Annotated in this window: 13 protein-coding genes; 5 read left to right on the forward strand and 8 right to left on the reverse strand. The window is 66.8% G+C overall.

Annotated elements, in window-relative coordinates; translation table 11 throughout:
- Window positions 1-8: 8 nt before the first annotated feature.
- Complete coding sequence (locus tag U8L64_RS15930; protein WP_156715329.1) at window positions 9-152, forward strand: hypothetical protein; 144 nt, start codon at window positions 9-11, stop codon at window positions 150-152.
- Window positions 149-1,267, forward strand: coding sequence for a hypothetical protein (locus U8L64_RS15935; protein WP_054094616.1), 1,119 nt, complete (start codon window positions 149-151; stop codon window positions 1,265-1,267). Before U8L64_RS15930 ends, U8L64_RS15935 begins: the two co-directional genes overlap by 4 nt.
- 169 nt (window positions 1,268-1,436) lie before the next feature.
- Here U8L64_RS15935 and mta read toward each other — a convergent pair whose 3' ends face one another.
- Complete coding sequence (gene mta / locus U8L64_RS15940; protein ID WP_333398264.1) at window positions 1,437-3,092, reverse strand: glucan 1,4-alpha-maltotetraohydrolase; 1,656 nt, start codon at window positions 3,090-3,092, stop codon at window positions 1,437-1,439.
- Window positions 3,093-3,478: 386 nt separating this feature from the next.
- On the opposite strand from mta, the gene U8L64_RS15945 reads away from it, so the two are divergent.
- Together U8L64_RS15945 and U8L64_RS15950 are read left to right on the forward strand one after the other, a co-directional pair.
- A complete protein-coding gene (locus U8L64_RS15945) occupies window positions 3,479-4,771 on the forward strand; it encodes a maltoporin (RefSeq protein ID WP_043298200.1) in 1,293 nt (430 codons plus the stop codon).
- A gap of 116 nt (window positions 4,772-4,887) precedes the next feature.
- On the forward strand, window positions 4,888-5,811 hold the full coding sequence (locus tag U8L64_RS15950) for a MalM family protein (protein WP_333398265.1): 924 nt from the start codon (window positions 4,888-4,890) through the stop codon (window positions 5,809-5,811).
- 76 nt (window positions 5,812-5,887) lie between these two features.
- Here U8L64_RS15950 and U8L64_RS15955 read toward each other — a convergent pair whose 3' ends face one another.
- The 7 genes from U8L64_RS15955 to zwf all read right to left on the reverse strand — a co-directional run bounded on the left by U8L64_RS15955 (window position 5,888) and on the right by zwf (window position 12,651).
- A complete protein-coding gene (locus U8L64_RS15955) occupies window positions 5,888-6,325 on the reverse strand; it encodes a CBS domain-containing protein (protein ID WP_043298204.1) in 438 nt (145 codons plus the stop codon).
- Window positions 6,326-6,478: 153 nt separating this feature from the next.
- Window positions 6,479-6,799, reverse strand: a complete 321-nt coding sequence (gene sugE / locus U8L64_RS15960; protein ID WP_102827762.1) for a quaternary ammonium compound efflux SMR transporter SugE — start codon at window positions 6,797-6,799, stop codon at window positions 6,479-6,481.
- A 353-nt stretch (window positions 6,800-7,152) separates the two neighbouring features.
- Window positions 7,153-8,016 (reverse strand): aldo/keto reductase, encoded by an 864-nt coding sequence (locus U8L64_RS15965; protein ID WP_333398266.1) that lies wholly within the window; start codon window positions 8,014-8,016, stop codon window positions 7,153-7,155.
- A 12-nt stretch (window positions 8,017-8,028) separates the two neighbouring features.
- Window positions 8,029-9,657: an NADP-dependent glyceraldehyde-3-phosphate dehydrogenase gene (locus U8L64_RS15970; protein ID WP_156715332.1), complete on the reverse strand. Its 1,629-nt coding sequence runs from the start codon at window positions 9,655-9,657 to the stop codon at window positions 8,029-8,031.
- Window positions 9,658-9,725: 68 nt separating this feature from the next.
- Complete coding sequence (locus tag U8L64_RS15975) at window positions 9,726-10,463, reverse strand: bifunctional 4-hydroxy-2-oxoglutarate aldolase/2-dehydro-3-deoxy-phosphogluconate aldolase (protein WP_014597657.1); 738 nt, start codon at window positions 10,461-10,463, stop codon at window positions 9,726-9,728.
- Between the two features lie 18 nt (window positions 10,464-10,481).
- Window positions 10,482-11,195 (reverse strand): 6-phosphogluconolactonase, encoded by a 714-nt coding sequence (gene pgl, locus U8L64_RS15980; protein WP_333398267.1) that lies wholly within the window; start codon window positions 11,193-11,195, stop codon window positions 10,482-10,484.
- On the reverse strand, window positions 11,182-12,651 hold the full coding sequence (zwf, locus tag U8L64_RS15985; protein WP_011914520.1) for a glucose-6-phosphate dehydrogenase: 1,470 nt from the start codon (window positions 12,649-12,651) through the stop codon (window positions 11,182-11,184). The genes pgl and zwf overlap by 14 nt, the downstream gene beginning before the upstream one ends.
- 170 nt (window positions 12,652-12,821) lie before the next feature.
- On the opposite strand from zwf, the gene U8L64_RS15990 reads away from it, so the two are divergent.
- Window positions 12,822-13,691: a MurR/RpiR family transcriptional regulator gene (locus tag U8L64_RS15990; RefSeq protein WP_333398268.1), complete on the forward strand. Its 870-nt coding sequence runs from the start codon at window positions 12,822-12,824 to the stop codon at window positions 13,689-13,691.
- Window positions 13,692-13,717: the final 26 nt, after the last annotated feature.

Genomic DNA, 13,717 nt, shown 5'->3' on the forward strand with positions numbered 1-13,717 from the left:
CCGCCTCGATGCCTGCCAATCTCTCGTTCGACCTGCTGCTAGCCCGCGTGGAGCCGGATACTCGCCGCACCAGCCACGCACCAGGCACAGACAGCTGCCACCGCAACGAAGTGCCGCAAGCCGGTGAGCGCGGCGAGGCACGCCGCCGATGAGCGCTGCCTCGCTGAGCGCTTGGGCGCGGCGCCAGACCCAGCTCACCTTTCTCGCCAGCGGCACCGAATTTCGTCTGGGCCGTGCCGAGGATTGCCCGCTGCCACCGGCCGCGCTGGCCGCCGTCAGCGGCGATGAGCCCTGGGTGCGCGCCTGCCTCGATGATGGGCTAACGGCTCGTGTCTACCGCCTCCGGCTGGCTGGCCGCGACTGGGCGCTCAAGGTTGCCCGCCGCCCCTGTCGGGTGCAGAACCCCGACGGCCAGACGAGCTTTCTCAACGAACTGCAGCGCCGCCGCGACTTCGCCCGCTTGATGCGCACGCCGGAACAGGCCGAGCGTCTGGCCGGCATCGTGCCGACGCAATACGCCTCGCTGCAGCAGGGCATCATCCTCTCGCCGTGGGTCGAAGGCCGACGCATCGAGCGCTGGGACGAGCGTCAGCTCACCGAGCTGTTCGACCTGCTGATCGCCCTGCTGCTCGCCGGCCTGTTCGAGTGGGACCTGGCCGCCGGCAACACGCTGGACGACGGGCGCATCCGCCTGTTCGATTTCGGCTACCTCTACCCCTTCGACCCACTGCGCCAGTACAACAGCGACGGCCTGGCCTCGCCGGGCTTCCACGTCGCCGAACGCTTCGAGACGCGGCAGCTGTTCGCCTGCCTGCTGCGGCTGGAACGCGAGAGCGAGGCGCAGGCACTGGCCGATTTCGAGCTGGAGAAACGCATCGCGCTGGATGCCTACCAGCGCCTGCAGCAAGAACTCGCCGCCCGCGGCGCCAGCCAAGGGGTGCTGGACTGGCTGGACGACATCATGCGTCGCTGGCGCGCGGCGCTGACCGGCAATCTGGGCGCGCTGTACCTGCAGGAGGCCTGGCGCTCGCACTGGCTGGACGTGAAGGACGACCTCAGCGGGCAGAGCTGCACGCCGCTGACCCTGCAGCGTCTGGCCTGGCTCAGAGACAAAGCCACCACCCAGCATGCCGAGCTGCTCGCCGGCGGTGCGCTGGCCAACGAACGACGACCCGACCGCGAGGCGCTGCTCGACGACCTGCGCCAGGCCGAAGCGCAGGCGATTCGCTGGCAGCTGCGCGATACGCGGAGCGCCGAAGGGGTGTGAGCGGTGCGCAGATTGCGCCCCGGCGGAAAGGTATTGCGGCGGTGGGCTGAAGCCCACCACAACGGCCCCGGAAACAGCCGCGACCTTATCCACAATCCGCCGCTGCGCCCATGAGGCCCCAAAAAGCCCGCCTCCTATCGGCGAGGCGGGCCATCGCTACCGCTTAAGGCTAGAACCGCCCGGCCGTGGTGGCACCTTCGCTCGGCGTCAGGCTGTTGTTCGCCCCGCTCTGCCATTGCCGCACCTGGGTGGCGTTGGCCTCGTTGCGGATCAGGCATTTCCATTCCACCGTCTGCCCGGCCGGCACGGCGATACGGCCCTTCCAGGTCGGATAGCTGCTGGTGTCGGTCAGCCGTGCCGCGGAGGCCGGGCTCCAGTTGCCGAGCTGGCTGACGTTGCCTACCGCGTAGACGCTGTCACCGGGTTGCGTCACGCCGTTGTCGCAGCGGAAGTTCACATTGACCAGACCTCCCTCGCCACCGTCATTCCCGCCACCATTGCCGGTGCCGCTGCGCCATACGCGCACCTGGCCATTGCTGGTATTGACTGCTTCGCTGAAGCTGCCGCTGGCGACCTGGCCGGGATTGCCCAGGTCGGAGTTGAGCGCCACCACCAGGGTCTGCTGGCTGCCGGTGACGGTGGCGACCAGGCCACTGAAGCCGCTGTGGAAGCTGATCGCCGAATCGGCGCGCACGCCGGCGGCGCGACGCACCTGGATCAGTTGGCGGATGAAGTCGCCGTAGCCCCAGTCGTACATGTGCGACCAGTACACCACCGGCGTGCCGGGGCTGGTGAGGATGTAGGCGTAGGCCTGGCGGATCAGCCCGTCCTGCAGCGGCCAGTGATGCTGGCCACCGTTCTGCCCGGGCGAGTAGCCGGTGTCGTGGTTGTCGACGAAGGTCACCGCCACCTCGCGCCAGCGCGGATCGGGGTTGCCGTTCAGGCCGTGCTTCCAGTCGGCGACCGAGCCGTTCTGCATGCGCTCCTTGAGGGCGAAGTCGAACACCGGGCATTTGGCCCGGTCGGACCAGTCCTTGATGATCTGCTGCCAACTGGCGGTGTTGCGCCAGTCCCAGCTCGGATATTCAGAGGGGCCTTTCCACAGCTCGCCGACGCAGAAGCTGCTGTCGGCGCTGTCGCTCATCCAGCTGTCGACCCGCTCGGGCGCGTAGCCGCGCACGAAATCGAAACGGAAGCCGCCAGCGCCGTACTGACCGCGCAGGTTGGCGAGTTCGTCGCGGAACATGCCGTAGACCTGCGGATGACTGGTATTGAGGTCCGCATCGCCGCCGATGAAGCGGTCGCCGTCGTCGCAGTCATTGGGGTAGTTGCCCGGGTCGGCGCAGTCGTTGCGCCAGAAGCCCTGGCCGGCCGGCAGGTTGATTTCCTTGTTCGGGTAGCCGCGGTTCATGTGGTTGGGCACCACGTCGTAGAGCACCTTCACCCCGGCACCGCCGAGCGCGCCGGCGGCCTGGCGCAGCTGGACGTCGCTGCCGTAGCGGCCGTTCTTGTTGAAGTCGTGCCAGAAGTAGCCCTCACCGCCGCCGGACTTGCCGCCGTCGGTCCAGCTGGAGAAGTCACGCCAGGGCACCGGCATCCAGATTGCCGAGAAGCCGTCGGCGGCGATGGTCGCGGCCTGGTGGCGGAGGATGTTGTACCAGTCGTTCGGCGCCTCGCGGACGACGTTCCAGTGGAAGCCCTGGAGGATGATTTCGTCGCCGCCGTGGTAGCGCACGGCGTTGGGGCTTTTGCCGGCCTGGTCGGCCATTGCCGGCAACGGCAGCAGGATTGCCGCCAATACGGCGGCACGCAGGATGTGGCTCATCGCAATACTCCGGTTCTTGTGCTTGTACGGGTAGCCGACGGCAGAGCCGCCGGACGAGGATGAACGCCGGTCGGAGCATCGACCGGCCCGCGCAGGCTGCTCCTGCACGCCACCGTCACCAACCTCCCCCGCCCAGTTGCCGGCGGCGTAGTGGCCAGGCCGAAGGCGGCTGGCAATCATCTGCGCCCCTCTCGTCCCAGCCCCGCCCCGGGGATTACGCCGCTCTCATCCTGATTACGCCCTGGCGCTGCGCCAGCGAAATCCGCGCCGCGGAGGATGCCGCCCCCGGTGCCATCCCCGAGGCTTTCGCCACCGCGCTGCACCGCCACCGGCCGACAGCGAAGGCGTGAACGTTCGGCATTAACAAGAAAAACAAGGACCTCGTCATGAAGCACACCGCGCACCCCAGCTTTGTTCTCAAACCCGCCTGCCTGCTCGCCGCCCTGCTGGTCGGCGGCCCGGCCCTGGCGGTCGATTTCCACGGTTACCTGCGTTCGGGCGTCGGCGCCACGGCCGGCGGCGGCGATCAGGCCTGCTTCCAGGCCGCTGGCGCACCGGCGAAATATCGCCTGGGCAACGAATGCGAAACCTACGCCGAGATCGGCCTCGGCCAGGAGGTGTGGAGCGAAGGCAACCGCAGCTTCTACGTCGACAGCATGATCGCCTACCGCTCCGATCAGGGTAACGACTGGGAAGCCGGCGGCACCGATACCGATGGCGACGAGAACAACCCGTTCGACGAGGCCGGCACCACCTCCATCCGCCAGTTCCACGTGATCGGCAAGAACCTCATCCCGAGCCTGCCGGGCGCGGCGATCTGGGCCGGCAAGCGCTACTACAAGCGCCACGACGTGCACATCAACGACTACTACTACTGGGATGTCTCCGGCCCCGGCGCCGGCATCGAAGACATCGACCTGGGCTTCGCCAAGGCCAGCGTGGCGTGGATTCGCAACACCGACGGCGACTGGGTCTACCAGGGCTCGGGCACCGGCACCAACCTGGCCAACGACACCCTCGACTTCCGCCTCGGCGGGATCGACGTCAACCCGGGCGGCAAGCTGGAGATCGGCTACGACTACGGCAAGGCCAACCTCACCGACGAGCAGGAACGCGACCCCGGCTACGAGGACCAAAAGGGCCATCTGGTCACCCTCGAGCACACCCAGAGCAACTGGTTCGGCGGCTACAACAAGCTCGCCCTGCAATACGGCACCGACGGCATCATAGGCAGCAGCGGGCGCAACAGCACCGGTAACAGCGACGGCAAGATGTTCCGCCTGGTCAACCAGGGCGTGGTCGGCCTGAGCGACAACATCGAGATGATGTACGTGCAGATCTACGAGGACCGCGACTTCGACAACGACTCCGGGCAGACCTGGGCCAGCTTCGGCGTGCGCCCGGTGTACAAGTGGAGCGACGTGATGAGCACCGCGCTGGAGTTCGGCTACGACCGGGTCGATCCGCAGGCCGACGGCGAACGCACCCGCGACCTGAAGAAGCTCACCCTCGCCCAGCAGTGGTCAGCCGGCAACAGCTTCTGGGCGCGTCCGCAGATCCGCGTGTTCGCCACCTATGCGCAGTGGGACGGCGGCCGCTATCAGGCCGCCAGCGAATCCATCGACGCCGGTGACGACGACGGCATCACCTTCGGCATCCAGGCCGAGGCCTGGTGGTAACCCGCGCCGGCTGAACGCCGTTGCAGGCAACGGCAGCCTTTCCGCTCCCACCGTCCAGACGGTGCCTTTTGCCCCGGCTCTGGCAGGTCGGGGCATTTTTTATCCGGAGAATCGCCATGCACCCGTTATCTCTTCTCACCGCCGGGCTGATCGCCCTGGCGCTCGCCGGCTGCGGCAGCGAACCGCTGCGCCGGGTCGACGCCCTCACCACCAGCCCCAAGCCACTGGAACGACCGATCGAACAGGCCCGTGCCGCACTGGCCGCCGCGCCGTCCTGCTGCAGCGGCCTCGACCAGCTGCCGTACGAGCCGCTCGAAGCCGGTTTCGCCGGTGACGTACTGATCGACAGCCAGGCGCCGGCCTACCGCTTTGAGACCGGCAAGAGTTTCCTGCGCGCCTTCAAACTGCCGGCCGGCGGCCCGTCGTTCGAGCTGCGCCTGTACAGCCAGGCCGGCAGCAGCGTGCTGGCACCCAATGCCATGCTGCTCGACAGCCGCATGCGCCCGACCCGCCTGCTGGATGCCGACGACTTCGTCTACGTTCCGCCAACCGGGCTCAAGGGCGACAGTCTGGACGCGCGCCTGCGCATCGATCGCTCGCAGCCCGAGCATCCGGGCAACGAGCGCTACCTGATCCTCTACACCAGCGACGCGCAGATGGCCGGGCAGACCGTCCTGCAACACCCGGCCAAGGCCTACGCCAAGGCGCTGGGCAACGAGCCGCCGAGCATCCCCGATCCGGTGGCGCAGCACTCGCCGGTGGGTGTGATCAAGCTGGTGATGATCCCCGACAGTGCCGCCGGCTCGAGCGCCAAGGGCTATGTGCCGGGCTACAGCATCGGCCAGGAGATGGGTAACGAACTGCCCGCCGCGCCGGCACCGGCGGTACTGCCGGAGACCTCGGCCTACTACCGCCAGGCCATCGATGCGGCGCTGGTGCAGAAAGATCTGGAGCGCGCACTGCGTCTGGCCGACGAAGCGGCACGGGTAGGCGACAGCACGGCGAAGCAGCACCTGCTCGAACGCATCGAGATTCGCTGATCGGTCAGGCGTCGCCGGACCGGCCGGGGTAGCAACCGTACAAGAGCCACAGCCGCCGGTGGCTGTGGCCTGACGTTCATTCGCCGCGGATGTACTGTTCGAGCTGCTGGATCAGGCTGTCCTGTTCGGCCATGGTTTCCTTGACCACGTCACCGATCGACAGCAGGCCGACGGTGCGGCCCTCGTCCAGCACCGGCAGGTGGCGCAGGTGCTTCTCGGTCATGATCTCCATGCACTCGCGGATGCTCTGGCGCGGCTCCACGGTGATGACCTTGCTGGTCATGATGGCGCTGACCGGGGTGACGAACGAGGAGCGCCCCTGGAGCACGATCTTGCGCGCGTAGTCGCGCTCGCTGACGATCCCCACCAACCGCCCCGAAGCATCGGCAACCGGCAGGGCACCGACGTTCTTCTCGGCCATCAGCTTGAGCGCGTCGAATACCGAATCCTCGGGGGCGATCATCACGATGCCTTGTGTCTGCTTGGCACCAATCACCTGCGCAACCGTTTTCATGGGACAGCTCCTTCCTGTTGGTTTTGGCGGAAATGCGGCCCATGCATCCCCGCTTCGAGCAAGCCTGAGACAGAACATATAGCGTGGCCGCGAGCGCGGCAAAGCGTTTCCGCTCGCGCCGCGGCAAGCCTGTATGCAAATGCTTCCGCCGAGTCAGGCGCTCAGCTTCAGGCCGACCAGTCCGGCGAGCAGCAACAGCGCGCTGAGCAGTCGCGCCGGCGAAGCACTCTCGCCAAAGATGACAATGCCCAACGCTACGGTGCCCAACGCACCGATGCCGACCCATATCGCGTAGGCCGTACCAACCGGCAGCACCTGCATGGCGCGGGCGAGGAGGAAGAAGCTGCCAGCCATGGCCAAGACGGTGAGCACACTGGGCAGCGGACGGGTGAACCCTTCGGAAGCCTTGAGGCCAATGGCCCAGCCTACTTCCAGAAGGCCGGCAATGATCAGCATGATCCAGGCCGAATGCATGAGGATGACTCCATCAAAACGGCAGGGTCGTCCCCGCATGATCCGACACACCGGCGGGTCGTCCCGCGGCGAATGCGACCCTAGCACAGCGGCGCACGGTGTTGGGCCGTTCAAAGCGGCCGTTGACCGTTGGCATTAGCGGCGTGACTGCGAAAGCACGGGCACGAACGAACATCGATGGATGGTACTTTTGGATCGGGTAAACGCCGACTCTCATCCCGGCGCAAATGCCATGCGGTGGATGGGTGGAGCGTCATCCACCCTACGAACCGCTCGCGTAGGGTGGAAAACTGCGAAGCATTTTCCACCGTTCCGCCCTCGCCAGCAGAGGGACGCCCTCTCCGCAAACAGTCTCAGGCCACAGCATGCCCGCGGGCCGCTTCGCTGAGGTAGAACCAGGCGGGACGCTCCAGCTCCAGTTCAGCGCCCAGCAGCGCCTCCTCGATTCGCTCCCAGCGCAGGCTGCCGAGGATCGGCAACGGCCGGCCGGGCAGCTGCCGCAGCCAGGCCAGCGCCACCTGATTGGCCGTGGCGCCCCGGTCGGCGGCGACCTCACTGAGTGCGCTGCACAAGCGCTCACCGAAGCGTCCACCGCCCATGGGCGACCAGGCCAGCGCCTGCAGGCCGGCTGTCTGCAACGCATGCAGGCTGCCATCCCACACCCAGTGCTGGGCCTGCAGTGACAGCTCGATCTGGTTGCAGCGCAGCGGCACGCACTGCGCCAGTGCCTGGCAATGCAGGATGCCGGCGTTGGACAGCCCCACCCATCCCACCTTGCCGCTGGCGACCAGTCCGTTCAGCGTCTCGGCCACCTCGTCGACCTGCAGCAGCGGGTCCGGGCGATGCAGCAGGAAACCATCGAGTCGTTCCACGCCCAGTCGCGCCAGGCTGTCGTCCACCGCCCGGCGCAGGTAGCCGGCACTGGAGTCGTAGTGCTTGACCCGCCAGCGCGAGCAGTCCTGCCCCGCCGGCACGATATCGGCCTTGCCAATGATCTGCAGGCGCTGGCGCAACCCGGGTGCCTGGCGCAGGGCCGCACCGAAGTGCGCCTCACAGCGCCCGCCGGCATAGATGTCGGCATGGTCGAAGCCGTTCAGCCCGCGCTCGACACAGCGTTCGATAAAGCCCAGCAACGCCTGGGGCTCACCCAGCTCGGGGTATTCCAGCAGGCGCATCATGCCCAGCAACAGCGGCTGGGCGAGCACGGGTGCGGCCATCGTGGCGCTCCGTCAGAAGATGTAGTCGGTGGTCAGGAAGCTCGACTGGCGGTCACGAATGATCCGGTCGACCAGCTCCTTGTTGGCCTCGTTGAAGCGCGTCGCCACCAGGGTGCGGATGGAGAACACACGCAGGGCGTCATGTACCGACAGCGTGCCTTCGGCGGAATTCTTGCGACCATTGAACGGATAGCTGTCCGGCCCGCGCTGGCACTGGGCGTTGATGTTGATGCGGCCGACCTGGTTGACGAAGGCATCCACCAGCCGGCCCACCTGCGCCGGGTCGCTGCCGAAGATCGACAACTGCTGGCCATAGTCGGAGGCGGTGACGTAGTCGATCACCTCCTGCAGGTCGCGGTACGGCACCACCGGCACCAGCGGGCCGAACTGCTCTTCGTGGTAGACGCGCATCGTCGAATCCACCGGGCTCAGCACGGCTGGCTGGAAGAAGCTCTGGTGCGATTGGCCACCGCCGGCGTTGATCACCCGCGCGCCCTTGGCTACGGCGTCTTCGAGTACGGCATGCAGGTAATCGGTCTTGCCCGGCTCCGGCAACGGCGTCAGCGCCACGCCCGGCTCCCAGGGCATGCCCGGCTTGAGCGCATTGACCCGCGCAGCAAGGCGTTCGAGGAAATCATCGAGTACCGTTTCGTGCACGAAGAGGATCTTCAGCGCCGTGCAGCGCTGGCCGTTGAACGACAGCGCGCCGGTCACCGCCTCCTCCACCGCGTTGTCCAGATCGACCTGCGGCAGGACGATGCCCGGGTTCTTCGCGTCCAGTCCCAGCGCGGCGCGCAGACGGTGCGGACGCGGGTGCAGTTTCTTCAAATCGGCGGCGCCCTTGTGCGTGCCGATAAAGGCGAACACGTCGATCTTGCCGCTGGCCATCAGCGCGCTAACCGTCTCGCGACCGCGGCCGTAGATGACGTTGATGACCCCGGCCGGGAAGCTGTCGCGGAAGGCTTCGAGCAGCGGGCGGATCAGCAGTACGCCGAATTTGGCCGGCTTGAACACCACGGTGTTGCCCATGATCAGCGCCGGAATCAGCGTGGTGAAGGTTTCGTTCAGCGGATAGTTGTACGGGCCCATGCACAGCGCCACGCCCATGGGCACGCGGCGGATCTGCCCGAGGGTGCCCTGCTCCAGCTCGAAGCGGCTGGAGCTGCGGTCCAGTTCCTTCAGCGCGTGGATGGTGTCGACGATGTAGTCGCAGGTGCGGTCGAATTCCTTCTCCGAATCCTTGAGGTTCTTGCCGATCTCCCACATCAGCAACTTGACCACCGCCTCGCGCTGCTCGCGCATACGCGCCAGGAAGGCCTCGACATGGGCGATACGCTCGGCCACACGCATGGTCGGCCAGGCTCCGCGGCCGTAGTCATAGGCGGCAACGGCGGCGTCCAGTGCACGCAGCGCGGCGTCGGCATCCAGCAGCGGCGTGCTGCCCAGCACCACCTGGCGCTCGCTGCCATCGGCCTCGCGCAGAAACACCGGGCTGCGAACTTCCGCCAGCGGGCCGTCCCAGTGCATCAACTCGCCATCGACCAGATAGTCGCGCTGCTCGACCGGAGCATCCGGCTGATAGGCAGCGGGAATCTCATCGAGACGGGGAAACAGGTCGGCAAGCGGGCGCGCAGTAGTCATGGAACCTCCAGGTAGCGAATCGGGGCGATCACGGCAGGCCCCACGCCCACCGCGATGGGTCGGACGGATTACAGCTCGCGCTGTTCGGCGCGCTCGGCACGCAGATCGAAGTCGCGCGGCAGTTCGGCAGGCGCTGCGCTGTCCAGCGCCTGCAGGGCCTGGCGCGTGGCGCTTTCGATGGCGGCCCAGTCGCCGGCACGCACGGCCTTGGCGTCGACCATCCAGGTGCCACCGACGCACATCACATTGGACTGCGCCAGGTAGTCCCTGGCGTTGCGCGCGTTGACGCCACCGGTCGGGCAGAAACGGATATTGCCGAACGGCCCGCCCAGCGCCTTGAGTGCGGCGACGCCGCCACAGACTTCGGCCGGGAACAGCTTGAAGCGGCGGTAACCCAGGGCGTAACCGAGCATGATTTCCGAGGCGCTGGCCACGCCCGGCAGCAGCGGCAACGGGCTGTGCAACGCGGCATCCAGCAGCTCGCCAGTGCTGCCCGGAGAGACGATGAATTGCGCACCGGCCGCCTCGGCCTGGGCCAGCATGGCGGCATCCAGCACGGTACCGGCACCGACGATAAGTTCGGGGCGCTGCTCACGCAGCAGGCGGATGGCACTCAGACCCAGCGCCGAGCGCAGGGTGATTTCCAGCACCTTGAGGCCACCGGCGGCCAGGGCGTCGGCCAGCGGCAGGATGTCCGCCTCGCGCTCGATGGTGATCACCGGCAGGATGCGTGCGGCACTGCACCACTGGTCGATCAGGGCGATCTTGTCGGTCATGCTGACCGCGCGGGTTTGGGTAGATGTCATAAAAGATTCCTTGCGGCCTCAGGGGCACCAGTAGATTTCGAGGGGACGGGCGAGGAAGGCGCGGATCGGCATCGCTTCATAGGATTCGCCGGCCAGGGCCTGGTTGAGCGTGGCCAGCTTGCCCGGGCCGTGCAGGGCAAGCAGGGTCAGCCGCGCGCTGGCCAGCAGCGCCAGGGACATGCTCAGGCGCTGGCGCGGGACGCTCGGCGCCTGCATCGGCAGGCAGCGCCGCGCACCACGCGGGTCGAGCGCCGCTTCCAGGTTCGGGCTGTCGGGAAACAGCGAGGCGGTGTGGCCGTCCTCGCCCATGCCCAGCACCAACACGTCGATCGGCGGCAGTTCGGCCAATACGGCGTCGGCGCGTTCGGCGGCCTGCTCCAGGCTGGCCGCGCTCTGGTACAGGCCAACCAGGCGCGCCGCAGCGGCCGGCCCCTGCAGCAGATGGCGGCGCAACAGGCCTTCGTTGCTGTCGGGATGGCTGACCGGCACCCAGCGCTCGTCGGCGAGGCTGATGGTGACCTTGCTCCAGTCCAGTTCCTGCTGCGCCAGGCGATCGAAGAACGCGATCGGGCTGCGGCCGCCGGACACCACCAGGGTCGCCGCACCGCGCTCGGCGATCGCACTGCGCAGGGCGTTGCTCACCGTCAACGCCAGTTCGCCGGCCAGCTGGTCGGCGTTGCCGAGGCTGAAACCGAGGGTCTGCACAGGCAGATCGAGATTAGAGATCGTCATACCAACTCCTGCCGTCACGGCTGATCAGGGCAATCGAGGCAGCCGGTCCCCAGCTGCCTGCTGCGTAGGGTTTGGGAGGCGCGCCGACGCGTTGCCAGCCGTCGATCAGCTGGTCGCACCACTTCCAGGCGTATTCGATTTCGTCCTTGCGCACGAAGAGGTTCTGGTTGCCCTTCATCACTTCCAGCAGCAGACGCTCGTAGGCGTCGGGGATGCGCGGGCTCTTGTAGGTTTCCGAGAAGTTCAGCTGCAGCGGGCCGCTGCGCAGCTGCATGCCCTTGTCCAGGCCCTGGTCCTTGGTCATCACCAGCAACGAAATGCCCTCCTGCGGCTGCAGGCGGATGATCAGCTTGTTGCCGATCAGCTGGCGCTGCTCGGGGGCGAAGATGTAATGCGGCGGCGCCTTGAAGTGGATGACGATCTGCGACAGCTTCTGCGGCATGCGCTTGCCGGTCCGCAGATAGAAGGGCACACCCGCCCAGCGCCAGTTGCAGATCTCCGCGCGCAGGGCGACGAAGGTCTCGGTGTCGCTCTGGGTATTGGAGTTTTCCTCCTCCAGATAGCCCGGCACCTGGCGCCCGAGGATGCTGCCGGCCACGTACTGGCCGCGCACCAGCTGCTGACCGAGGTGCTCCGGCGCAATCGGCGCCAGCGCCTTGAGCACCTTGACCTTCTCGTCGCGGATGCTGTCGGCCGAGAGGTCGCTGGGCGGGTCCATGGCGATCAGGCAGAGCAGCTGCAGCAGGTGGTTCTGGATCATGTCGCGCAGCTGGCCGGCCTGGTCGAAGTAGCCCCAGCGGCCCTCGATGCCGACGGTTTCGGCGACGGTGATCTCCACATGGGAAATGTGGTTCTGGTTCCACTGCGTCTCGAACAGGCTGTTGGCAAAGCGCAGGGCGATGAGGTTCTGCACCGTGTCCTTGCCCAGGTAATGATCGATGCGATAGGTGCGGTCTTCCGGGAAGAAACGCGCCACCGCGTCATTCACCTCGCGGGACGACCCCAGGTCATGGCCGATGGGCTTTTCCAGCACGACGCGGGTGCGCTCGGCCAGCCCCGCCTCCGCCAGCCCGGCGCAGATCGCGCCGTAGACGGAAGCCGGCGTGGCGAAGAAGGCGACGATACGCTCGGCCTGGCCGGCCTTGTCCGCCAGCGCGGCGTAATCCTCGCGGCGGCCGAACTCCATGCTCAGGTAGTCCAGACGGGCCAGGAAACGCTGCAGAACGCTTTCCTCGAGTTCGCGCTCGGCCACATGGCGACGCAGGTGCTCGGCGATCAGCGCCAGATGCGAAGCCGGCTCGCCGCCGTCGCGGGCGAGGCCGAGAATGCGGGTGTCCGCCGGCAGCAGGCCGGCACGGTCGAGCTGATAAAGCGCGGGAAACAGCTTGCGCAGGGCCAGATCACCGAGGGCGCCGAACAGCGCCAGGGTGCAGGGTTCGACAGATAATGGCGTCATGATGTTTGTTCTTCTACTAACACTGCCTTATGAATACACGCGAAGCTGCGTTTATTCAAGGATGATGTAGTAATAAAAACAACATTTAGTCAGAAAAGGAGATTCCGGTGGTCGCTCCGCAGCCCGCTCAGTAGCATAGGGCACCTCTGACCCGCCGCATCAGGATCGTCATGGACCGCGTACACAACCTGCTCGAGCAGATCCAGCGTCGCATCGAAGACCTCAACAAGGCCGAGCGCAAGGTGGCCGAAGTCATCCTGCGCAACCCTCAGCAGGCCACCCGTTTCAGCATCGCCGCGTTGGCGCAGACCGCACAGGTCAGCGAGCCGACGGTGAATCGCTTCTGCCGCTCGTTCGGCGTCAGCGGCTATCCGGAACTGAAGATGCAGCTGGCGCAGAGCCTGGCCAGCGGCGCCGCCTATGTCAGCCAGGCGGTAGAGCCCGACGACGGCCCGGCGGAATACACACGCAAGATCTTCGGCTCGGCCATCGCCTCGCTGGACAGCGCCTGCCAGAGCCTCGACCCGCAGCTGGTCAGCCGCGCCGTGGACCTGATGATCCAGGCCCGCCAGATCCACTTCTTCGGCCTTGGCGCCTCGGCCTCGGTGGCGCTGGATGCGCAGCACAAGTTCTTCCGCTTCAACCTGGCGGTAACCGCGCATTCGGACGTACTGATGCAGCGCATGCTGGCCTCGGTGGCGCATACCGGCGAGCTGTTCGTGATCATTTCCTACACCGGGCGCACCCGCGAGCTGGTGGAAGTGGCGCGCATCGCCCGCCAGAACGGTGCCTCGGTGCTCGGCCTGACCGCCGCCGGCTCGCCGCTGGCCCAGGCCAGCACGCTGAGCCTGAACATTCCGCTGCCCGAGGACACCGACATCTACATGCCGATGACCTCGCGCATCATCCAGCTGACGGTGCTCGACGTGCTCGCCACCGGCATGACCCTGCGCCGCGGCGTGGATTTCCAGCCACACCTGCGCAAGGTGAAGGAAAGCCTCAATGCCAGCCGTTATCCGGCAGATGAAGAGCCGGACTAAGAGAACGGAACCGGCGCGAACGCGGG

The organism is Pseudomonas sp. FIP_A4, assembly GCF_036701605.1.
Classification (GTDB): Bacteria; Pseudomonadota; Gammaproteobacteria; order Pseudomonadales; family Pseudomonadaceae; genus Stutzerimonas; species Stutzerimonas phenolilytica.